General features: G+C 60.3%; 16 protein-coding genes and 1 riboswitch. Of the genes, 8 read left to right on the top strand and 8 right to left on the bottom strand.

Annotation, left to right across the window (positions count from 1 at the left end; genetic code table 11):
- The first annotated feature begins 4 nt into the window (after window positions 1–4).
- Window positions 5–745, top strand: coding sequence for a TlyA family RNA methyltransferase (locus FHT85_RS09550; protein WP_112412451.1), 741 nt, complete (start codon window positions 5–7; stop codon window positions 743–745).
- The gene (locus FHT85_RS09545) at window positions 742–1992 is read left to right on the top strand and encodes a class I SAM-dependent RNA methyltransferase (RefSeq protein WP_112412452.1); all 1251 of its coding nucleotides are present in this window, start codon (window positions 742–744) and stop codon (window positions 1990–1992) included. The genes FHT85_RS09550 and FHT85_RS09545 overlap by 4 nt, the downstream gene beginning before the upstream one ends.
- A 4-nt stretch (window positions 1993–1996) precedes the next feature.
- Here FHT85_RS09545 and FHT85_RS09540 read toward each other — a convergent pair whose 3' ends face one another.
- Both FHT85_RS09540 and FHT85_RS09535 read right to left on the bottom strand, forming a co-directional pair.
- The gene (locus FHT85_RS09540; protein WP_112335470.1) at window positions 1997–2749 is read right to left on the bottom strand and encodes a crotonase/enoyl-CoA hydratase family protein; all 753 of its coding nucleotides are present in this window, start codon (window positions 2747–2749) and stop codon (window positions 1997–1999) included.
- 89 nt (window positions 2750–2838) lie between these two features.
- Window positions 2839–4650, bottom strand: a complete 1812-nt coding sequence (locus FHT85_RS09535; RefSeq protein WP_112412453.1) for an acyl-CoA dehydrogenase — start codon at window positions 4648–4650, stop codon at window positions 2839–2841.
- Window positions 4651–4936: 286 nt separating this feature from the next.
- Between FHT85_RS09535 and FHT85_RS09530 the strand changes: the two genes are divergently transcribed.
- Window positions 4937–5938, top strand: coding sequence for a transporter (locus FHT85_RS09530; RefSeq protein WP_112412454.1), 1002 nt, complete (start codon window positions 4937–4939; stop codon window positions 5936–5938).
- A gap of 69 nt (window positions 5939–6007) precedes the next feature.
- Here the strand turns inward: FHT85_RS09530 and FHT85_RS09525 are convergent, their stop codons facing one another.
- On the bottom strand, window positions 6008–6478 hold the full coding sequence (locus tag FHT85_RS09525; protein WP_112412455.1) for a BA14K family protein: 471 nt from the start codon (window positions 6476–6478) through the stop codon (window positions 6008–6010).
- 247 nt (window positions 6479–6725) lie between these two features.
- Here FHT85_RS09525 and FHT85_RS09520 point away from each other — a divergent pair, with 247 nt between their 5' ends.
- Complete coding sequence (locus FHT85_RS09520) at window positions 6726–7736, top strand: GH25 family lysozyme (protein ID WP_112412456.1); 1011 nt, start codon at window positions 6726–6728, stop codon at window positions 7734–7736.
- A 109-nt stretch (window positions 7737–7845) separates the two neighbouring features.
- Here FHT85_RS09520 and FHT85_RS09515 read toward each other — a convergent pair whose 3' ends face one another.
- The gene (locus tag FHT85_RS09515; protein ID WP_112606009.1) at window positions 7846–8934 is read right to left on the bottom strand and encodes a hybrid-cluster NAD(P)-dependent oxidoreductase; all 1089 of its coding nucleotides are present in this window, start codon (window positions 8932–8934) and stop codon (window positions 7846–7848) included.
- 2 nt (window positions 8935–8936) lie between these two features.
- A complete protein-coding gene (locus tag FHT85_RS09510; protein ID WP_112335465.1) occupies window positions 8937–10181 on the bottom strand; it encodes an aromatic ring-hydroxylating oxygenase subunit alpha in 1245 nt (414 codons plus the stop codon).
- Between the two features lie 96 nt (window positions 10182–10277).
- Window positions 10278–10482, bottom strand: a riboswitch (cobalamin riboswitch).
- Between the two features lie 349 nt (window positions 10483–10831).
- Here FHT85_RS09510 and FHT85_RS09505 point away from each other — a divergent pair.
- Genes FHT85_RS09505 through FHT85_RS09495 form a run of 3 tightly spaced genes read left to right on the top strand, consistent with a single transcriptional unit; the run spans window position 10832 to window position 13947 of the window.
- The gene (locus tag FHT85_RS09505) at window positions 10832–11449 is read left to right on the top strand and encodes a DUF6656 family protein (RefSeq protein ID WP_112412458.1); all 618 of its coding nucleotides are present in this window, start codon (window positions 10832–10834) and stop codon (window positions 11447–11449) included.
- Window positions 11450–11508: 59 nt separating this feature from the next.
- On the top strand, window positions 11509–12483 hold the full coding sequence (locus FHT85_RS09500; protein ID WP_112412459.1) for an L-threonylcarbamoyladenylate synthase: 975 nt from the start codon (window positions 11509–11511) through the stop codon (window positions 12481–12483).
- A gap of 33 nt (window positions 12484–12516) precedes the next feature.
- Complete coding sequence (locus tag FHT85_RS09495) at window positions 12517–13947, top strand: FAD-binding oxidoreductase (protein ID WP_112412460.1); 1431 nt, start codon at window positions 12517–12519, stop codon at window positions 13945–13947.
- 3 nt (window positions 13948–13950) lie between these two features.
- Here FHT85_RS09495 and phnF read toward each other — a convergent pair whose 3' ends face one another.
- Entirely contained in the window at window positions 13951–14685 is a 735-nt protein-coding gene (phnF, locus tag FHT85_RS09490) for a phosphonate metabolism transcriptional regulator PhnF (RefSeq protein ID WP_112412461.1), read from the bottom strand.
- 72 nt (window positions 14686–14757) lie between these two features.
- On the opposite strand from phnF, the gene FHT85_RS09485 reads away from it, so the two are divergent.
- A complete protein-coding gene (locus FHT85_RS09485; protein ID WP_112412462.1) occupies window positions 14758–15309 on the top strand; it encodes an MOSC domain-containing protein in 552 nt (183 codons plus the stop codon).
- A gap of 78 nt (window positions 15310–15387) precedes the next feature.
- Here the strand turns inward: FHT85_RS09485 and FHT85_RS09480 are convergent, their stop codons facing one another.
- Together FHT85_RS09480 and FHT85_RS09475 are read right to left on the bottom strand one after the other, a co-directional pair.
- Window positions 15388–18345: a DNA translocase FtsK gene (locus tag FHT85_RS09480; protein ID WP_112412463.1), complete on the bottom strand. Its 2958-nt coding sequence runs from the start codon at window positions 18343–18345 to the stop codon at window positions 15388–15390.
- Window positions 18346–18563: 218 nt separating this feature from the next.
- Complete coding sequence (locus FHT85_RS09475; protein ID WP_112412464.1) at window positions 18564–21080, bottom strand: DUF1217 domain-containing protein; 2517 nt, start codon at window positions 21078–21080, stop codon at window positions 18564–18566.
- Between the last annotated feature and the right edge of the window lie 250 nt (window positions 21081–21330).

Here is a 21330-nt window from a genome sequence, read left to right as displayed (position 1 = left end):
GCCCATGTCAGAACCACAACGCCTCGACCAGCTTCTCGTCGCCCTTTCGCTCTTCGCCAGCCGCTCGCGCGCTCGCGATGCGATCCAGCGCGGCACGGTCACCGTGAACGGCAAGATCGTGACGAAGCCCGGGGCGCTCTTCACCGAAGACGCGCAGATCAGCATCGACGATCCGGCGCAGGATTATGTTTCCCGCGCGGCGCTGAAGCTGGTGGCGGCGCTTGATCATTTCGACCTCGATCCGCGCGGACAGCATTGTCTCGATGTCGGCGCATCGACCGGCGGTTTCACCGAGGTGCTGCTTGAGCGAGGCGCTGCCCATGTCACGGCGATCGACGTCGGTCACGACCAGATGCATCCGCGCGTAGAAGCCGATCCGCGCGTGACCAATATCGAAGGGCTGAATGCGCGCAATCTGACCGCCGGGGATATAGGCGAGCCCTTCTCCTTCATCGTTTCCGATGTCTCGTTCATTTCGCTCAAGCTGGCTCTCGCGCCGGCGCTTGCGCTTGCCGAACCGAGCGCGCGGGCGGCACTGCTCGTGAAACCGCAATTCGAGGCGGGCCGCGATGCGATCGGCAAGGCGGGTCTCCTGAAGGACCCCTCCTCCGCTCCGGCGGTGGCGTCGGAACTCGAGCGCTGGTTCACCGAAGACATGGGCTGGCAAAGCCTCGGCCTCATCGCCTCGCCGATTACAGGCGGCGACGGTAACCAGGAATTTCTTCTCGCAGGGATCAAGCCATGAGCACTGAAACCGTCACCATCCAGAAGCTCGGCGCCCAAGGCGACGGCATCGCGCAGGGCGCCGATGGCCCGATCTATGTACCCTTCACGCTGCCGGGCGAAAACGTCGCCATCGCGCGGGTGAAGAGCCAGGGCGCGCTGATGTCGATCGCGTCCGCCTCGCCGGATCGCCAGGAGCCACACTGTCGGCACTTCGGCCCGCATGGCGTCAACGGCGCCTGCGGCGGCTGCACCCTGCAGCATTATGCCGATGCGCCCTATCGCGCCTTCAAGCGCCAGCTCGTCGTCGACGCGCTTCGCTCCAAGGGCCTGACGCCCGAAGTGGACGATATTGTCGCCGCGCATCCGGGCGAGCGGCGCAGGGTCGTCTTCGCCGCGCGCAAGACTGAAAAGGATATGCTGATCGGCTTCAATCAAGCCGAAAGCCACCATATCGTTGCCATCGAGGAATGTCCCATCGCCTCGGCCGGCATCATGGCCCGCCTGCCTGCCATCAAGACGATTGCGGCGGCAATCGCTATCAATGCCGAGGCCTTCCGCATCTCCGTATTGGAGACGCAGACCGGCCTCGATCTCGCCGTCGACGGCATTAAGTCGCTTTCGGACAAGCAGCGCCGCAGCACCATCGAAACGGTTCTGTCGCTTCGCGGCATCGCCCGTGTTTCACTGAACGGCGAAATCCTGGTCGAACCGGTAAAGCCGATGATCGATTTCGGTGGCGTTCGGGTTGCGCCGCCACCTGGGGCCTTCACGCAGGCGACCAAGCAGGCCGAAGATACCATGGCCGAGCTGGTTGCAGGTCATGTCGGCAAGGCAAAGCGCATTGCCGATCTCTTCGCGGGCAGCGGCACCTTCTCGCTTCGTCTGGCGCGGATCGGACGCGTGCAGGCGGTGGAAAGCGAGGAAAAGCCGCTCGCGGCACTGGACCAAGCAGCGCGCACGACACAGGGGCTGAAGCCCGTCTCCATCGAACGCCGCGATCTCTTTCGCCGACCGCTGATGACGCAGGAATTGAAGGTCTACGACGCCGTCGTGTTCGACCCGCCGCGCGCCGGCGCGGAATTCCAGAGCAAGGAACTGGCTCGATCGCAGGTCAAGAAGATCGTCGCCGTCTCCTGCAACCCGCTGACCCTCGCCCGTGACCTCGCTATCCTCGTCGAGGGCGGCTACCGCATTACCCGGGTAACGCCGATCGACCAGTTCCTGTGGACCTCGCATGTCGAGGTGGTTGCGGCGCTAGAGAAGTAAGCCTTCACCGCTTCATGAAGGCCTCGAAAGCCGCGCGGGCTTCGGCGCTTTTCAGTTGGGCGGCGAAATGCTCGGCCTCTTTCTGGATGTGTTCGAGGACGGCATCCGGAGGTCCCCGCATCAGGTCGCGTGCGATCCGAAGGGCCTCTGGCGGCTTGGCGGCGAGTTTTGCGGCCAGAGACAGCGTTTCAGCCTCCACCGCGTCGGGTGACGTCACCTTCCAGATCAGGCCGGCTTCCTTGGCGTCAGCAGCGGAAAGGCCTTCGCCGAGCGCAAGCAGTGCGAAGGCGCGTTGATGGCCCATGGCGCGCGGTGCAAGCAGGCTCGAGGCCGCTTCGGGAACCAGCGCAAGATCAACGAAGGGTGTCTTGAACAGACTGCGGTCGGAGGCAACAGTCAGATCGCAATGCAGATGGATCGTTGTGCCGATGCCGATCGCCAGGCCATCGACGCCGGAGACGACGGGCTTCCTCGTGCTCGCCAGCGCGACGAGAAAATCAATGACTTCGCGCCCCATATTGCCGCTCATGGCGAAAGCGAGGAAATCGGCGAGATCATTGCCGGCAGAGAAGCAGCCTTCCGTGCCCAGGAAGGCATGGACGCGGATATCCGGCGCAGCTTCCGCCGCCTTCAGCGCATCGGTCATCGTCTGATACATGGCGCGGGTGATGGCGTTCTTCTTTTCCGGCCGGTTGAACCGGATGATCTGGATATGCGGCGCGGACTCGGGGCGTTCGATGAGGATGTGGTCAGTCATGGCTTTCCCTTAGGCTAGAGCATGATGCCGAAAAGTGTGAGCGGTTTTCGGACGACATCATGCTCTACTTCTTTGATTCTAGAGCGGATTCAGATTTTAGGTCGAATAGACCTAAAATCATCCGACTCTAGTGCGGCGCGGGCGGCTTCGAGGCTGGATGCGCCGGCGATGACCCGATCGGAGAGAGCGGCAGTCTCGGCCAGAAGATTTTCGGCAACGAAACGGCAGAGTGCGATGCGCTTGGCCCCCTCGCCGTCGCCTGCATCGGCAAGGCCACCTTTGGCCAGATAAGAGCCTGTTAGCACGAGGCCGAAAAGCCGCTGGTAAGGCGTGGCGCCCGCCAGAGCTTCGGCAACGGCGCCTTCTGCCTGTTTCGACAGGAGCCATTCGCTCGTCTTTTCCAGATCGGCAATGGCCGCCTGTAGCCGCGGCGCCGTTTCGCCGAAACCATCAAGATTGGACTTGGCGACGGAATCGGCGATCTCGCGCAGTTCGGTAATGAAGCCGCGCATGTGGTCGCCGTTGGCGATCGTCAGCTTTCGCGTCACCAGATCGATGGCCTGGATACCGTTCGTGCCCTCGTAGATCGGTGCGATGCGCGCGTCCCGCAGCAGGCGCGCGGCGCCTGTCTCCTCGATAAAGCCCATGCCGCCGTGGACCTGGATGCCAAGCGAGGCGACATCGACGCCGGCATCGGTGGAGAAGGACTTGGCAATCGGCGTCAGCAATGCGGCGCGCTCCTGCCAATATTTTGCTCTCTCGGGATCGCGATGCGACATGTCGATCGCCTGCGCACAGGCGTAGCAGATCGCACGCGAGCCCTGCGTCAAAGCCTTCATTGTCAGCAGCATACGGGCGACATCGGGATGCTCGATGATCGGGCTCATGCCCGAGGATGTCGTACCCGGCGCGCGGCCCTGGGTCCGCTCCTGGGCATAGGCGATGGCCTTCTGGGTCGCGGCTTCAGCAATCGCGACACCCTGGATGCCGACAGCCAACCTGGCATTGTTCATCATCGTGAACATGCAGGCGAGGCCTTTGTTTTCCTCGCCCACCAGCCAGCCGACGGCGCCCTTTTCCGCACCATGTTTGCCATCGCCATAAATCATCGTGCAAGTCGGTGAACCATGGATGCCGAGCTTATGTTCCAGCGAATGCACGAAAAGATCGTTGCGGGCACCAAGCGAGCCGTCCTCATTCACAAGGAATTTCGGCACGAGAAAGAGCGAAATGCCACGCGTGCCGGCAGGCGCATCCGGAAGGCGGGCGAGGACGAAATGGATGATATTGTCGGCTGCCTCGTGATCGCCCCACGTGATGAAGATCTTCTGACCGAAGAGACGATAGGTGCCATCATCGCGACGTTCGGCGCGGGTGCGCAAAGCGCCGACGTCGGAACCGGCCTGCGGCTCGGTCAGGTTCATCGTACCGGACCATTCACCGGAAACGAGCTTTGCGAGATATGTCTTCTTGAGATCGTCGCTGCCGTGGGCGTGCAAGGCCTCGATCGCTCCCATGGTCAACGTCGGGGCAAGACCGAAGGCCATGGAGGCGGAATTCCACATTTCCAGGGTCGCTATGTTCAGCATGTGCGGCAGGCCTTGACCGCCGAACTCCTCCGGTGCGGTAAGGCCATTCCACCCCCCGGCGATCCAATCGCGATAGAGCTTTTCCCAGCCATCGGGAAGGACCACCTTGCCATCCACCAGCCTTGCGCCTTGCTTGTCACCGTTCTCTGCGAGCGGCTCCACCGCCTCACCGGCGAAACGCCCCGCTTCCGACAGGATAGCGTCGACAAGATCGGTGCCGAGATCGCCGAGAATGCCCTCTTCCATTGCGCGTTCCATGCCCGCGACATGCTTCAGCGTGAATGCGATTTCTTCGACTGGCGCCTTGTACATGCTGCTTCCTCCGCACTTGTGCTGACAATGAGCCGCCTCACCCGGATCATCGATGATATTCTGGTTACAGCTAGTTTATTTTTACGTAAACGTCAATTTTCTCAAACCGGCGAAGTGTTGATTTCCATCCCCCGCGAACCCCACTCTCAGATAGGTCTTACGCGCGCCGCATCACTGTGACATTGCCGCCAATGTCCGCGATTATTCCATCGGAGCTCGGACTTGCATAAACAACCGTCATGAATGAAGACTATGGCAACTGTTCAGACAAAGCGAACGATGCCCCATGAACACGCTCACGTCAGTCAATATCATACCCGGTTTTATCTGGGCATACCGTCTCCGTTCCGGTGCAGCAAAGCCGGAGCGTCTGCCCGACGATACCCATCGCTCGACTCTCTTCAGCGATGACGGTTTTCTCTGGCTGCATCTCAATCTCGTCGATGCGCGCGTGCCCGCCTTTCTCGAGGATGCACCCGGATTGAACGAAGCCGCCCGCATCGCTCTGACCACGCATGAGACCCATGCGACCATTACGGTCGACGAGCAGATGCTTTTCGGCACGTTGGTCGATTTCCAGCGAGACTTCGCCCACAATACGCACGATATCGGCTGGCTGCATTTCGCCCTCACCGATCGCATGCTGATCACTACCCGGCTGCAGCCGCTGCGCAGCCTCGACCGGACCCGTGTGCTGATCGAGAAGAATGCTGCGCGATTTTCAGGCCCGATCGATATCTTCGAGCTGATCGTCGTCGAGTTCCAACGAACCCTGATCTCCGTCGTCATCGAGATCAGCGAAGAGTTGAATGCCATCGAGGATTTCGTGCATGGCAATACGACACACGACGAGCGCGCCAAGCTTCCGCCCATCCGCCGGACCATCGTGCGTCTGCATCGCCATCTGCGCACCGTCCTCTCGCTGATGCGCCATGCCGCCGCCTCGGACGATGAGGAAATGCCGCTCGGCTTCGAGGATGTCGCGGGCCGGCTGACCGGGCGGCTGGAAGCGGTCGAACACGACGTCTATGCGCTGCAGGACCGGGCGAGGCTGTTGCACGAAGAAATCGATTCCAAGCTCGCCTCCGAGATCAATCGGCATCTCTATATCCTGTCGATCATGACAGCATTTCTGCTGCCGCCGACGCTGGTGACCGGCTTCTTCGGCATGAATACATCGGGCCTGCCGCTGGCGGGCGGCGCAAGCGGCACCGGATATGCGGTTGGGTTCATCATCGCCTCCATGCTGCTGGCATGGTGGCTGCTCAAACGGGTCAATATTCTCTGACGTCAAAGCATGAAAAAGCCGCCCGGCGGGAAACCGGACGGCTGGCATTGGCAGTTCTGAAAGCGCCGCTTAGAAATACGGCGAGTAGCACTGACGGCGCGGGCCGGAGTTCGGCTGGAACGTATTGTCGTAAGCGCGGTAGGAACGATAGCGTCCCTCGCACCATTCGACATGACGCGGATTGATGCCGGCGCTCGGGGCCGGAGCCGGTTCGTAATAGCGCGGCTGGCTGGCAATCGCACCGCCGATCAGCGCGCCTGCGCCGAAGGCTGCCAGCGGAAACCAATAGCCGTCATGATAGCGATAACCATGACGATAGCCACCGCGATAACCGCGGTAGCCGCCATACCAGCCGCGGCGATAGTAACCACCATGACGCCACTGCACCTGTTCGACATTATCAGGCGCGGCCTGGGTGGGCGCGGACTGTTTTACGACCGGTGCGGCAGGCATCTGCATAGCGAAAGACGGTGTGAAGCTCGTCAGGGCGACTGCAGCCGTTAAGGCGACTGTCGCGATTTTTGCACGGAAACCAAGCATTTTCATCTCCATTCCCTGGTTCGGCTTGATACTCAAGCCTGTAGGCGTTTCATGTCGGGAATGCTTCCCGAGCAAGGTTTCGCTGCCTGCTTCGTCGCATATCCGAATAGACGACAAGAAACGCGGCAGCGCGTTGTTTAGTTCCTCAAATCCCTACCGATTTAAGGAGTTACGAGGGGCTCCACGACGAATTTATAGTGATTGCTTTCTTAACCCAAGATTAACCAGCAATCCTTACTATTATTTCATGAAAGGATACCGAAAGAGTAACCTCCTCATTTACAGCTTGCTGACGATCCTGGCCCTGATGGGGCCGGTCTCCAAGCCTTCGGCCGGTGAGAGCCAGCCCTGGGGCGACCCGAAAAACGCCCTGATTGTCGATGCTTACGAGCTGAACACCATCGACTGGGCCGCATTCCTGCAGGACAAGCGGATTGCCGGTTTCATCTCAAAGGCGTCCGACGGACTTCCTGAAAGCTTCAGTTGCACCGGCGACCATGGCGGCGATACCGTGGCCCATTGCAGGACGATGTGGCGCAAATACGCCGTCAGCCGCGAACTGTTTCAAACGCGCCGCATGCTGGCAAAATCGAATGGCCTGTTATGGGGCGCCTATCATCTGGGGCGGCCCGGCAATCCGATCGACCAGGCCAATCATTTTCTCGATTATGCCGATCCGCAACCCGATGAGCTGATGGTGCTCGACATCGACGGCATGGATGCGACGCAATTCATGTCGCTCGACGATGCGCAGATCTATGTCGCCCACATCAAGGTCAGAACCGGCCGCTACCCCATCCTTTACGTCAATCACAACACGGCGCGATACATAGCCGACCACCGGGGCACCTATCCGCTGCTGTCGCGACTGCCCTTGTGGTATGCGCGCTACAAGCCTGATGTCAAAGGCACTTTCCCGCTCGGCAATTGGGACAACTATGCCATGTGGCAGTTTGCTTCGTCGGACAATTGTTCGGCGAAAAGCTGCCCCTATCGGGTCCCGGGCACGCTTACCGATATCGACGTCAACGTCGTGCCGATGACGAAGGTTCAGCTCGCTAGGATCTGGCCGCAGGGCGATCTCCTGCCGGCGAAACCGCTGCCCGCACCGGACTTGACGATCGCGCTCGCACAAATGTGCAGCGGGCCGCGGCAGATGCTCGTTTCCCTCATGCTCGAGATCGACCCCGTCGTCACGGCCTCGACCCCGCAAACCAAGCCGGTCGAGATCAACGAGCTAAACTACCAGGATTTCTAAAGCGTGATGCCGAAAAGTGTGGGCGGTTTTCGAACGACATCATGCTCTACTTCTTTGGCGCTAGAGCGGATTCAGATTTTAGGTCGAATAGACCTAAAATCATCCGGCTCTAGGCCTCGATCTGCACATCCGTCTTCGGGCGCGAGCAGCAGGCGAGGATGTAACCCTCGTCGATCTCATCATCGAGGATGCCGCCATTGTGGCTCATCTCGACTTCGCCCGAAAGCTTCATGACCCGGCATGTGCCGCAGAGGCCGGATTCGCAGGCTGCACCGATGCGCACGCCGGCGCCCCGCGCCGCCTGAAGCACGGTCTGGCCCGCCGCACAGGCCACATCCTTGCCCGCCATCGTGAAGCGGATCGTGGTCGCCGCCTCGCCGGAAGCATCGTCGGAGACTTCCGCAAGCGGTGTCGCCGCATTCGCTGGCTGGAAGCTTTCCTGATGGTAGCGTGACATGTCGAAGCCATGCGCTTCCAGCATGGAGCGCACGGCATCCATGAAGACTTCCGGGCCGCAGCAGAAAATGGTGCGATCCATGAAATCAGGCGCCAGCAGGCCGATCTTCGCCTTGTCGATGCGGCCCTTCAGCCCCGACCAGAGATCGGTGCGGCCGCAGCCTTCGACGATGAAGCCGAGATCGAGGTTCGGCATGAAGCGGGCGAGATATTCGAGCTCGGAGCGGAAGATGATGTCCGTCGGGCTGCGCGAGCAATTGACGAAAGTAATGTCAGACAATGGTGCTATGTCCGACATATACCGCGTCATCGACATCATCGGCGTGATGCCGGAGCCGGCCGAGACGAAGAGATATTTCTCGCCCGGATGACGGATGTGGCTGAAATCGCCGAGCGGGCCGAAAGCCTTGATGCGCATACCCGGCTTCAGGTTCTCGAACATCCAGCGCGTGCCGATGCTATCTTTCTGCGCCTTCACCGTCACGGCGACCGAGAAGGGCCGCGACGGCGTGGACGACAGCGTATAGGTGCGCATGACCGGCTCCGGAGCCGCCGGCAGCTCCAGCGTCACGAACTGGCCCGGCAGATAGCGGAACCAGTTGTCCTTATCGGACCCGAAGGTGAAGGTCATCACATCGGGCGCTTCGGGCGTGACTGAGAGACATTCGAGCAGATGCTGCCTGTCGCTCCAAGGCTGCATTTGGTCGAGATGGCGATGCGGAAGGGAGACGGCCATGTTCATGCTCAGGCAACCGCCGACAGCTTGGCCTGGTCGCCTTGCAGCCGGTTGATCATGAAAGTCGTGTACCATTCGACGAACTGCATGACGCCGCCTTCATGGATTTCCGAATAGGGACCGGGCTCATAGGCAGGCGAGCGGATGCCGAAGGCATTTTCCTCGACGATCCGGCGGTCCTGATCGTTGGTTTCGGTCCAGACGTGCGTCAGTTCCTCGAGATTGTAGTCGACGCCTTCGACCGCATCCTTGTGAACGAGCCACTTCGTGGTGACGGCGGTTTCCTCGGCGCTGATCGGCAGGACACGGAAGGAAATCGCGTGGTCGCCGAGCATGTGGTTCCATGTCGTCGGATAGTGGAAGAGCAGCATGGTGCCGATGCCGTTGATCGTCACGTCGGGCGAGAGCGGCCGCCTGACGGCATTCTGGCCGGACATGGTGTAGCTTTCGGCGCCTTCGATCAGCGGCATGCGGGCGGTGCGGAACTGTCCGTCAGGAGAGATCTTGAATTCGCTCGGCAGGCCTGCGGCTTCGCAGCGCGCCCAGTGCTCGGTGATGACGGGATCGCTCATCGCGCCCTGCACGCCGGTAACCGTCGGAGCTTCCGGGAAGGTGCGGCAGAGTTCGGGGTGATTGGCCGCACAGTGATAGCACTCGCGGTTGTTTTCCCAGACGAGCTTCCAGTTGCCCTTTTCGATGATCGTGCTCTGGAAGGCGACCTTGGCTTCGCTGATGCGATGCGGGGCCATGTAGGGCTCGACCGTGGCGCGAACCGGCGCGAAATCGGGAGCGTTCTGCGCGAGGCAGATGAAGATGTAGCCGCCGACACTTTCGCAGTGAACCGGCTTCAGCGAATACTGGCTCTTGTCGAAATCCTCGGCCATCTGTCGGGCAAAGAGTAGCGAGCCGTCGAGTTCGTAGGTCCATTGGTGATACGGGCAGACGAGCTTTGCCGACGATCCGCGCTCGGTCGTGCAGACGCGCGAGCCGCGGTGACGGCAGCTATTGTGGAAGGCGCGGATGACCTGATCGCGGCCACGGACGATGACGACGGGATAATCACCGATCTGGACGGTGAAGTAATTGCCCGCACGCGGCACTTCGCAATCATGGCCGATGAACAGCCAGTCGCGATAGTAGATCGTCTCCATGTCGAGCTTGAAGTATTCCGGATCAGTGTAGAAGGGTTGCTCCAGGCTGAAACCCGTCCGGTGGTTCTTCAGTTGCCGCAGAACTTTGCTGCCGATATCCATTTGCCTATCCTTGCGCAATACCGGAAGACGAGCAGAGGACATGCAAGGCCGTTGGGAACGGCCGAAAGCAATCCCCCGACCGCCCGCCGCGGTCAGTAAACCATATGTGCCCAAGGCTGGTTTCCGGGCTCTGGAGCGGCCCTGTTGCCAGGACCCCATGGCACCTTCCCAGACCAATCGGCCCAGTGGCTTTATCCGCCATGCCTCACTCCACCACCGTTGCGGGGGCAGCGCCGGATTTTGACCGGCTTCCCAATTCTCCGTCTCCCTAGCAGACGGCACCTTGAGATTGATATCATCATAGCTCTCGGCCGCGTCTGCCGCTGCGCTGCAATGCGACATCGGCTTCGAATTTGACGACAGGTGAAACCGGACGATAGGACGGTTGCATAGCGTGAGAATATTGACAGGCAATTCAATTACTTGGGCGCTTGCATCGGAGATGGTCAAAGCATCGCATATCCATTCCGCCAATGACGCTTTATCCTGATTGCGACAGGTCAGCGAATGGCCGGCAATCAGGGGAACAATTGGGCGGCAGAAAGCGCCAACGGAGCCGCTATCGGGGCGCCTTCAATCCGGCACGATCAAGCTCGGCTCAAGCTCCGTGGTTCATCATATCGCCAAAGAGTTTTATAGCGAGATCCGGCATGGCCAAACTCAGATATTTCGACGCTGGGAAGCCCGCCGAGCCCGAACCGGCGCAGCCGGTATCGACGACGGGGTACACCGAATTCCTGCGCACCGGCCGTATCAACCGCAACAGGCCGCATTGGCTGGCGGAAGAGCGGGAATACCTCACCCACGAACAGGTGGCCGAACATACGGCGCTGAAGCTCAGGGACGCCGGCGAGAAGACCCACGACCGGCTCAACAATTTCCATAGGTCCATCCGCTTCCCGAAGCTCATCTTTCATCACACGCTGAAGGACACGCCGCATCTCGGCTATTGCCACGTGACCGCGGCGCGGACGCAGTTCGCGCATTATGAGGACGTGAACTGGGCTTTCTATATCGCCAACTTCTTCGCCCGGATCGGCCAGGAAGAGAACTTCTTCGAAGACATCAGCCTCAAATATTCGCGGATGTATTTCGCCGTCGCGATCCATCCGGACAAGGACACGGAAGACAAGAAGCTGACGATCAATCGCGACGTCAGAGGCAACGGCGTGCTGTTCCACACCCACGATCCGCAGATCGCCATCCGCAATGTTCTTCTCCTCGGCGCCCGCAACGAGCAGCTCCGCGACATCATTCGCCAGCTTTGACGATTGATCCGAAAACTCGAAGAGCATAAGAAACGGCCTGAACTGCAAGCAGGCAGGCCATGGCACGACACATAGACATTCTCGAACATCCGCAAATGGCAATAGAAGTGGCGACGGCGACCCTTGCCGAGGGTCTGCCGATCGGGCTGCCGACGGAGACGGTCTACGGGCTTGCCGCCGATGCCACTAATCCCGCCGCCATTACCCGGATCTACGAGACGAAGGGCCGGCCGCGCTTCAATCCGTTGATTTGCCATATGAGCGATCTCGCCATGGCCGAGCGCTATGCGATCTTCGACCCCATCTCGCGCAAGCTCGCGGAAGCCTTCTGGCCCGGGCCGCTGACGCTGGTGCTGCCGCTCCAGCCCGATAGCGGCATTCATCCGCTGGCAACCGCCGGCCTCGACACGGTCGGCATCCGCGTGCCCCAGGGCTTTGCCGGCGAGCTGATCCGCGCCTTTGATCGGCCGCTTGCAGCACCGAGCGCCAATACCTCGGGCAAGATCAGCGCCACCAGCGCCGATCATGTGGACGACGATCTCGGAGAGCGGATCACGCTCATCCTCGACGCCGGGGCTTCGGTCGTCGGCGTGGAGTCGACCATCGTCAAGGTTGAGGATGGCGAGATGCGCCTGCTGCGGCCCGGCGGGCTGGCGGCAAGCGAGATCGAGCGGGTGGCCGGCAAGGCACTGAAGCGCAAGAAGAAGGCTTCCGCTGCCATCGAGGCGCCAGGCATGCTTGCTTCGCATTATGCGCCGGGAGCGGCGGTGCGGCTCGACGCCACCGAGGTTTCCGCAAGCGAGGCCCTGATTCGCTTCGGCACGCCAAACATTCCCGGCAGTGAGAACGCCGTTGCCGTGCTGGATCTGAGCGCCAGCGGCGATCTTTCGGAAGCTGCCGCAAACCTTTTCGACTTCATGAAGCGCGCCGATGCCACCGGTGCAACGACAATTGCCTTTTCGCATATTCCCGACGAGGGCCTCGGCGAGGCTATCAACGACCGGCTGCGCCGCGCGGCCGCGCCCAGAGACTAAACCGGCCCGACACCATCAGGCAAAGGAAACGCCATGAGCAGCTCCGCCTCCTCTTCCGACCTCCTCGATCGCTTCGCCGCCATCGTCGGCGAAAAACATGCCTTGCGGGACCCGGCGGAAATTGCGCCGCATCTGGTGGAAAACCGCGGGCTCTATCACGGCGCCTCGCCCATGCTACTGAAGCCTGGCTCGGTGGAAGAAGTTTCGGCCATCCTCAAGCTTGCCAGCGAAACCGGCACGGCCATCGTACCCCAGACCGGCAATACCGGTCTTGTCGGCGGACAGACACCGCGCGAGGGCGGCTCCGACATCATCCTCTCGCTGGAGCGCATGAACCGCATCCGTGATATCGATCCCGTCGGCAATACGATGATCGTCGATGGCGGCTGCATTCTGGCTGATGTCCACAAGGCGGCAGCCGAGCATGGCCGCATGTTTCCACTCTCGCTCGGCTCGGAAGGCTCTTGCCGCATCGCCGGCAATCTTTCCACCAATGCCGGCGGCACGGCCGTTCTCGCCTATGGCAATATGCGCCAGCTCTGCCTCGGCCTTGAAGTCGTGCTGCCCACGGGCGAGATCTGGAACGGATTGCGCCGCCTGAAGAAGGACAATACCGGCTATGACCTGCGCGATCTCTTCATCGGCGCGGAAGGCACGCTTGGGGTCATTACCGGTGCGGTGCTAAAACTCTTTCCGCAGCCGCTTGGCCATCAGGTCGCCTTTGCCGGCCTACAATCGGTCGATGACGCGCTGACGCTATTCAAGAATGCCTCCAGCCTCTGCGGCACGGCGCTGACCGGTTTCGAGCTGATGCCGCGCATCGGCGTCGAATTCACCACGCGGCATATTCCGGGCGTGCGCGATCCGCTGGAGACGGTGCATCCCTGGTATGTGCTGATCGACATCTCCACCTCCGATTCGGCTGAGACGGCCGAGCGGATGATGACGGCGCTGCTCGAACAAGGCTATGAGGCAGGGCTGATCCAGAACGCCACCATCGCCAGCTCAGAGACGCAGCAGAAGGCCATCTGGCATATGCGCGAGAGCATGTCCGACGCGCAAAAGCCGGAAGGCGGCTCCATCAAGCACGATGTTTCCGTGCCGGTCGCGCAAATCCCCCAATTCATGGCCGAAGCCGAGAAAGCCGTTGTCGCCGCCATGCCTGGCGCCCGCGTCTGCGCCTTCGGCCACATGGGCGACGGCAATATCCACTACAACATCTCGCAGCCCGTCGGCGCCGACAAGGCCGAGTTCATCGGACGCTGGCGCGAGATCAACAAGATCGTGCATGGGCTTGTGCTGCAGCATGGCGGCTCGATCTCCGCCGAGCATGGCATCGGTCAGCTGAAGCGCGATGAACTGGCCTCCATCCGCTCGGAGATCGAGATCGACCTGATGCGCCGGATCAAGACGGCCTTCGACCCGGCAGGCATCATGAATCCGGGGAAGGTCCTCAAGGTCTGAGGTTTAGACCGTGACGACGACCCGCTCGGAAGCGAAGCAGCCGATCTGGCAGGAAATGACCGTGTCATCGGCATCGATGTCCTCGCCAGCATAGGCAAGTACCGGCGTCAGCCGCGATTGCTGTAGCAGGCGCGCTTCGGTCTCCGTCGGCATGCGCGCCGTGATGTCAGTGGAGCGGCGCCAATAGTCGGCCACGCCATACTCCTTCAACGCCGCTGTGAATGAGCTCGTTGCGGCGAACTTCTCCGTCAGGCCGGGAAAACGCTCAGCCGAGCAGCTGCGCATGACGACCGAGACGGGAAGCGCATCGGCATAGGCGACCACACACATTTCCAGCACCGTCTCGCCCGGCTGCAAATTCAGCCTCGCGGCGATATCGGCGGCTGCCGGAACCTCCTTCGCCGAGAAAATCTTGCGCGTGAGGTTTGCGTCCGTTGCGGTCAAACTCTTGCTGAACCGCACCTTATTGCCGAGTTTGAAGCGAACGGGCATGTCGGCGCGGACATAGGCGCCGCTTCCGCGCGCAATCCGTAGCAAGCCCTCCCCTTCAAGCTGCGCAATCGCGCGCCGCATCGTCACCCTGGAAACGCCGAATTGTTCGGATAAGGCCCGCTCGCTCGGCAGGCGGCTGCCAGGCGCATGTCTGCCCGCATCGATGGCATTTCGCAACTCCGCGGCAATGGTCGCCCAGCTTCCCGTAGCTTTTACGCCTTCGCCCTCTGGGTTTTTCTCTTCCATCACAAATCTGTCGCCTTGAAATTGGTATATACCAATTTATAAAGATCTCGATCGTTTATGAAAGGGTTCGGCATGGGCGGCAAGCGCATATATGTGACGGCAGTCAGCAGCAGCGGCGTGCATGAGTTCAGCAAGCAGACGAAAGATCATATTCAACTGCTGACAGGGCTTGGGGTGGAAGGCGACGCACATATGGGAGTGACGGTGAAACATCGCTCGCGCGTCGCGGTCGACCCGACCCAGCCCAATCTGCGTCAGGTGCACATCATCCATGAAGAGCTCTTCGACGAGCTCACCGAAAAAGGATTTTCCGTTTCTCCGGGCGATATGGGCGAGAATATCGCGACCCGAGGGATAGACCTGCTTTCGCTGCCGCAAGGCACACGCCTGCATATCGGCGCGGAAGCGATCATCGAGGTGACGGGCTTGCGCAATCCCTGCAAGCAGATCGACAATTTTCAGAAGGGCCTGCTGCATGCAGTGCTCGACAAGGATGCCGATGGCGGGTTGGTCCGCAAGGCGGGCATCATGAGCATTGTCGTGCAGGGCGGCCGCGTACAGCGAGATGACGCCATTCACGTCGAGTTGCCGCCGCTGCCGCATGTCAAGCTTGAGCGTGTTTGATAAAAAAGAAGCGGCCTCCGTTGGAAAGCCGCCTCATACCCTGGTTCCCATGTCGCGCCGGCTTTGCGGCGTGCCCGATCAATCGAAATCGTCCTGACCCGAATTGCCACCGCCATTGCGGTTACCGGAGATGATCTCGCGCTTGCCGACATGGTTGGCGGGGCCGACCAGGCCGTCCTTTTCCATGCGCTCGACGAGCGAGGCAGCGCGGTTGTAGCCGATGCCGAGGCGGCGCTGGATATAGGAGGTCGAGCACTTCTTGTCGCGCATGACCACCTTGATCGCCTGTTCGTAGAGATCGTCGCCGTCTTCCGAGGCAATCGCGCCCTTGTCGAAAACGGCCGTATCCTCTTCCTCGTCTTCTTCGTCCTCGTCGGCGGTGACCGTATCGAGATATTCCGGACGGCCCTGCAGCTTCAGGTGCGCCACGACCTTTTCGACTTCCTCGTCGGACACGAAGGGGCCATGGACGCGGGAGATGCGGCCGCCGCCGGCCATATGCAGCATGTCGCCCTGGCCGAGGAGCTGTTCGGCACCCTGTTCACCGAGGATGGTGCGGCTGTCGATCTTCGAGGTCACCTGGAAGGAAATGCGCGTCGGGAAGTTTGCCTTGATCGTCCCGGTGATGACATCGACGGACGGACGCTGCGTCGCCATGATCAGGTGGATACCAGCGGCACGCGCCATCTGCGCCAGACGCTGGATCGCACCTTCGATCTCCTTGCCGGCGACCATCATCAGATCGGCCATCTCGTCGACGATGACGACGATATAGGGCATCGGCGTCAGATCCATTTCCTGTTGCTCTTCGATCGGGGCACCCGTGCCCTTGTCGAAGCCGGTCTGGACCATGACATGGATCGTCTCGCCCTTTTCCTTGGCGGAGGCAACGCGGCTGTTATAGCCGTCGATGTTGCGAACGCCGAGGCGCGACATCTTCTTGTAGCGATCCTCCATTTCGCGCACCGCCCATTTCAGCGCCATAACGGCCTTCTTCGGATCGGTGACGACAGGGGTCAGCAGGTGCGGGATACCGTCATAGACAGAGAGTTCCAGCATCTTGGGATCGACCATGATCAGGCGGCACTGTTCCGGGGTCATGCGATAGAGCAACGACAGGATCATGGTGTTGATCGCGACCGACTTGCCCGAACCGGTCGTACCAGCGACGAGCAGATGCGGCATCTTGGCGAGCTCGGCGATAACGGGTTCGCCGCCGATCGTCTTGCCGAGACCGAGCGCCAGCTTATAGCCACTCTTCTCGAAATCGGGCGAATCGATCATCTCGCGGAAATAGACGGTCTCGCGGTTGACGTTCGGCAGTTCGATGCCGATGACGTTGCGCCCGGGTACGACGGCGACGCGCGCCGAGAGGGCCGACATCGAACGGGCAATATCGTCCGCGAGGTTGATGACGCGCGAGGATTTGACGCCTGGCGCCGGCTCAAACTCATAAAGGGTGACGACCGGGCCGGGACGGACATGGATGATCTCGCCCTTGACGCCGAAATCCTCCAGCACGCTTTCCAGAAGGCCGGCATTCTGCTCCAGCGTTTCCTGCGTCATGATCACGCCAGAACGAATGGCAGGTTCCTGTAGCAGTTCGCGCGGCGGCAGCTCGTATTCGCCGTCAGCGGAGCGGGCGATCGGCCGCCATTCGGGCGGCGTCAGCGATGCGGGCCGGCGCGGCGAGATCCGCGATGGCGGCGCGTCGATCAGGCGCTGTGCCGCGGCTTCGACCGCGGGGATCGTCGGCACAGCCTTGGCGACCGGTTGGGCAGCAGCCGGCGCGGTGGCCTTCGTCGGCATCGGCGCCACGACCATGACAGGTGCGGGCCGGATTTCGGCGTCGGCACCATAGACGGCGGTTACGAAAGCCGGCGGCACGAATGTTTCGGCTGGCGCCACCACAGTCTGCGGCTCGGCAGCAGGTGCTTCGACGATGACAGGGCCTGCCTCGACGACAGGGGCCAGAACGGCAGCCTCAAGCGCGGCAAGCTCGTCCATGGCCGGCGTGCTGATATCTACCATTGACGGTCTGCAAACGGTTTCGACGTGAGCTGCGATCTCGACTGCCGGAGGCTGCACGACAACGGGCTGCGGCTCGACGGTGGCAGCCGGGCGGCGGCACTCGACGACGCGGAACTTGGCGATGATCGATTCGGCGTCGACTTCCGGCTTGGGTACCGCCGGCTGCTTCGGCTCACGCTTGAGGGCAGAGACGAACTCGCCGTCGAACGGCATCGCATCCCAGAAAGCGAAATCGGAAAGATGGGCAAGACGCGACTCGACCACAGGCGCGGCTAGGGACTCGGGAACACTTGACTGAACAGGGGAAGCATCCAGCGCGATCGCAGGAGCTTTCGAGAATGCGGTAGCGATAACGGTCATCTCCAATGCGTCCGGCTCGGTTGCCGGGGAATTCTGAATTACTGTCGGAATATAGCCTTCCACCACCAGCGGCATGTCTTCGAGCGCTGGCAGATGGAACTCTGATGATTGCATCGGCTGCTGAATGACGGCGGCGATCGGAGCCTCGACGGCGGGCGGCTCCATGACCCGCATCGCGGCGTGCGCGGAAGCCTGCGGCCGGGTCTCAGCCTTCGGCTCGACAGGCGGACGGCGGCTGATAATTTCATTTTCACGGGTGCGGGTGAAGCGCACGTTCGGCCCCATCAGGAAGGCATTCTGCCAGCCGGGCGATGCGAGATCTTCCGCGGAGATTCCCTGCGGCAGAATCGGCATTTCCTGTTCGCTCGTAACGGCGGCAGCCTGAAGCGCCTCCACAACAGGCGGCGGGGCCGCGGCGGTGCGCTTCCTCACCTCTTCGGCAAGGCGCTTTTCCTCGGCGTGACGCTGCTCTTCAGCCTTGCGCTTGGCTTCGCGAGCGTTGCGGATCTTCTCTTCCAGAAACGCGCGGCGAGCCGCGATCTGCTCGGCGCGGCGCGCCTCTTCGGCCGCCTGCTCCGGGTCGAGATCGCCCTCCGGCTGGACGCCTTGCGAGGCATTGGAAAGTGTCGTTCGGGAAAGACGCATGAGACCTGCAACCCAGTCATTGATATTGCCGTTGGCTTCTCAAATCGAATAGGGCAAGGATGGTTAATAAGTTCCTTCCTGCGCTTGTGGAAAGCAGCCATTCCGCACCCGGAAAACATGTCCGAATATTCTCGAAATCTCTGTGGAAACAAGGGCATGACGCAGCTCAGCGCACGGAAGTGCGGCAATGAGACAGGTTAAATTTTTTGTCGGACCCGTTAGCGCGATGAGGACAGCTGCGCGATGGAAAGCAGCGTGTCGGCACTGATACCCACGCCCGGGGAGGAACTCGTCAGAATCGAAAGCGCAGGGGATGTCGAGGAGGTCGTATTGTTCTGCAGGTCGTACATGGCCGAGAATCGCTGCAGCAGCCGATTGAGCTTGTCGGGATCGTGCAGGTCGCTCACATTGATGAAATTGCCGAGCATCTTGGCCTGGGTATCGACGTCCATGTTGGAGATCGAGCTCGGCAGATTGAAGGTGGTCGTAACGACCTCATAAAGGGCGGCATCACCCATGATGTCGTAGATCGAGTTGATATCAGGCGCCTTGCGCTGGAAATAAAGCGCCAGGCGCACGCCGGGATTGCTGTCACCTTGCTGATCTTCCAGCGTCTGATGCAGGAAGAGATCATTGGTCGCTGAAAGCGCGCCCTGGTTTTGCGCCGTGCCGAGCTTGCTGTCGGTCAGGTTTCCGTCAGTGCCGAAATTGAACGCCTCGACGATACTCTTGAACTTGGCGCCGTCAGCCGTGTTGATGAAACTCTTCGCATCGGACGGATCGGAGGCAAAAGCTTTCTTCAGCGTCGCCGTATCGACCGTCTTCGGATCGATACCGTTAGCCGTCAAGATGAAATTCGTAAGTTTGCTGTCGGCGAGCAGATCCGTGACGCTGGTCACCTTGACGATGTTGGTGGCGAAATAAGTAGCGGCTGTCTTGGCGTCGTTGTTGGCCTTAGTCAGTTCGGCACCCGACAGCCCCGCCGTGCTGTGGCGGGAATATTGCGAGATATAGCTGTTGATCTGCGTCTGCGACAGAGCCTGCACCGGCGCTTTCAGATTGCCCTTGCTGTCGAAATTGAAGGCCTTGGCAAGGGCCGTGAACCGGGAATCCTTCAGCGAGTTGACGTAGCTCTTCGGATCATAGGGATCGCTTTCGAGGATCCTGGTCAGCTGTGACTTTGTGACTTCGTTCTCGCCGATACCGTAGGCGCGCAGCGCCATTTGATAGAGCTCCGGCGCGCTGTCATTGGCGGCGCTGCTGTCGGAGGTGTTGCTCGCAAAGAAATCCTTGATGGTCTTCACGTCAGCGATGCGGTTTTTATAGTTGTTGACCGCATCCGTATTCAGGTTCGACTGCGACGACTGGTAGTTGCTCATATAGGCCTTGGAGGCCGCGTCGATCTCGCTTTGGGACTGCGCCGTCTGGCCGGAAGCTAGCGTCCCGTCCGACTGGAAATTGAACTGGGAGACAGCGTCGGTCAGACCGAAAATGGCGGCGGTCGTCGGATCGGCGAAGGCATTCTTGAAGACGGCGGCGGGCGTCGTCGGATCGATGCCGTAAGCCGTCTTGACGTAATCGAAGAGACGCGTGTCCGATGTCAGCTGGTCGACCGACGTAATGGAGCCGATATGATTCTTGTAATAGAGATCGTTATCGGCCGCGCCGACGCTCGTAACGAACGAGGGCACGGTGAAATTATAGGCGCTCATCACATCGGCCTGCTGGCTGAGCGTCTGCGGCCCACCCGGGTAGTTCGCGGTATAGCCGGCCGTGGTGGCGCTTATCTGGCCGGACGTCTGCACCTGCGAGCCGGATGCGACGGTGCCATCGCTCTGGAAATTGAACTCGGCCATGACGGCGGTCAGTCCGTTCGAACTCGCGGTAGCGGCATCCTTGGCCGATGCATTGAACTGATCCGCGGTGATGTAGGACGGGATATTGAAAGCCGTCTTGACGTATTGAAACAGTTGCGGATTGGACGTCAGCTGATCGACCGACGTGATGCTGCCAATATTGGCCTGGTAATAGGCCGTGTCGCCGTCCGGCGTCGATGTCTTGACCGTGCCGTCGGCATTGAAATTGAATTCCGCCACCAGAGCCTTGTCGGCGGCGCTCCCGTTCTGATTGACGTAGCTGTTCGGATCGCTGGGATCGCTCGTCAGCATCTGCTTCAGAGCCGAATTCGATACATAAGTCGGATCGATGCCGTAGGCCTGCAGCACGTAATTGCGTAGGCGGGTATTGCCGAGCAGGTCATCAACCGTCTTAACCGAGGCGATGTTCTGGCTGTAATAGCTCGTTTCGGTCGCCGCCGACGTCTCCTCATTCGTAAACGACTGTTGGTAAAGCCCGATGAGGTCGTCTTCCTGCGTGCTGGTTTGCGCGGTATTCGTCGAGCCCGTCGCGCTCGTGCCGAAATTGAACGCCGCAGCGAATTCCTTATAGCGCGGATCGGTGAGCTTATTGGCGAAACTGCTGGAGTCGCTGAGGTCGCTGGTCAAGACCTGTTTCATAAAGGCCTTGGCATAGGTCATGTCGGAAAGCCCGTAGGCTTCCATCGCATAACTGTATAATTGATAGTCATTCAGGAAGCTGTCGACGTCTTTTACTTTGCCGATATTGGCATTGTAATAGTCGATCGAACGCTTGTTTTGCGACTGCTGCGCCACCTGATTGAGCGACGTCGTCATATCTCTGGTTGCGATCGTATAACCAAGATAAGTGGAAATCATCAGCAGAATCCCAATAGATCTCTAATAAAAGCGGCGAATCTGGCTGACATTATTTCATATAAACCTTACCTGAGACTTACAGGCACTCATCCAATGCGTGCACTATATTGATGCACCACCCTGCCCTGTATTCACCTTATGGAAACCCTGATGCATTCAACTTTGCTAACCATTTGAGGACGCAAAGTTTTCTTAACCTCGATTTTTAAGCTGTCTGGAAGGGACGGCGCCTAATCTGCCCAACAACGAG

The sequence above is a fragment of the Rhizobium sp. BK312 genome (assembly GCF_014193605.1).
Taxonomy (GTDB): domain Bacteria; phylum Pseudomonadota; class Alphaproteobacteria; order Rhizobiales; family Rhizobiaceae; genus Rhizobium.
This window is presented reverse-complemented; position numbering and strand designations above follow the sequence as displayed.

What these genes read in the sequence shown, in the direction of transcription:
- FHT85_RS09495 (WP_112412460.1), top strand. Translation starts at nt 12,517, where the DNA reads ATGAGCAGCTCCGCCTCCTCTTCCGACCTCCTCGATCGCTTCGCCGCC.
- phnF (WP_112412461.1), bottom strand. Translation starts at nt 14,685, where the DNA reads ATGGAAGAGAAAAACCCAGAGGGCGAAGGCGTAAAAGCTACGGGAAGC.
- FHT85_RS09525 (WP_112412455.1), bottom strand. Translation starts at nt 6,478, where the DNA reads ATGCTTGGTTTCCGTGCAAAAATCGCGACAGTCGCCTTAACGGCTGCA.
- FHT85_RS09480 (WP_112412463.1), bottom strand. Translation starts at nt 18,345, where the DNA reads ATGCGTCTTTCCCGAACGACACTTTCCAATGCCTCGCAAGGCGTCCAG.
- FHT85_RS09475 (WP_112412464.1), bottom strand. Translation starts at nt 21,080, where the DNA reads ATGATTTCCACTTATCTTGGTTATACGATCGCAACCAGAGATATGACG.
- FHT85_RS09550 (WP_112412451.1), top strand. Translation starts at nt 5, where the DNA reads ATGTCAGAACCACAACGCCTCGACCAGCTTCTCGTCGCCCTTTCGCTC.
- FHT85_RS09545 (WP_112412452.1), top strand. Translation starts at nt 742, where the DNA reads ATGAGCACTGAAACCGTCACCATCCAGAAGCTCGGCGCCCAAGGCGAC.
- FHT85_RS09520 (WP_112412456.1), top strand. Translation starts at nt 6,726, where the DNA reads ATGAAAGGATACCGAAAGAGTAACCTCCTCATTTACAGCTTGCTGACG.
- FHT85_RS09540 (WP_112335470.1), bottom strand. Translation starts at nt 2,749, where the DNA reads ATGACTGACCACATCCTCATCGAACGCCCCGAGTCCGCGCCGCATATC.
- FHT85_RS09500 (WP_112412459.1), top strand. Translation starts at nt 11,509, where the DNA reads ATGGCACGACACATAGACATTCTCGAACATCCGCAAATGGCAATAGAA.
- FHT85_RS09485 (WP_112412462.1), top strand. Translation starts at nt 14,758, where the DNA reads ATGGGCGGCAAGCGCATATATGTGACGGCAGTCAGCAGCAGCGGCGTG.
- FHT85_RS09530 (WP_112412454.1), top strand. Translation starts at nt 4,937, where the DNA reads ATGAACACGCTCACGTCAGTCAATATCATACCCGGTTTTATCTGGGCA.
- FHT85_RS09535 (WP_112412453.1), bottom strand. Translation starts at nt 4,650, where the DNA reads ATGTACAAGGCGCCAGTCGAAGAAATCGCATTCACGCTGAAGCATGTC.
- FHT85_RS09505 (WP_112412458.1), top strand. Translation starts at nt 10,832, where the DNA reads ATGGCCAAACTCAGATATTTCGACGCTGGGAAGCCCGCCGAGCCCGAA.
- FHT85_RS09515 (WP_112606009.1), bottom strand. Translation starts at nt 8,934, where the DNA reads ATGAACATGGCCGTCTCCCTTCCGCATCGCCATCTCGACCAAATGCAG.
- FHT85_RS09510 (WP_112335465.1), bottom strand. Translation starts at nt 10,181, where the DNA reads ATGGATATCGGCAGCAAAGTTCTGCGGCAACTGAAGAACCACCGGACG.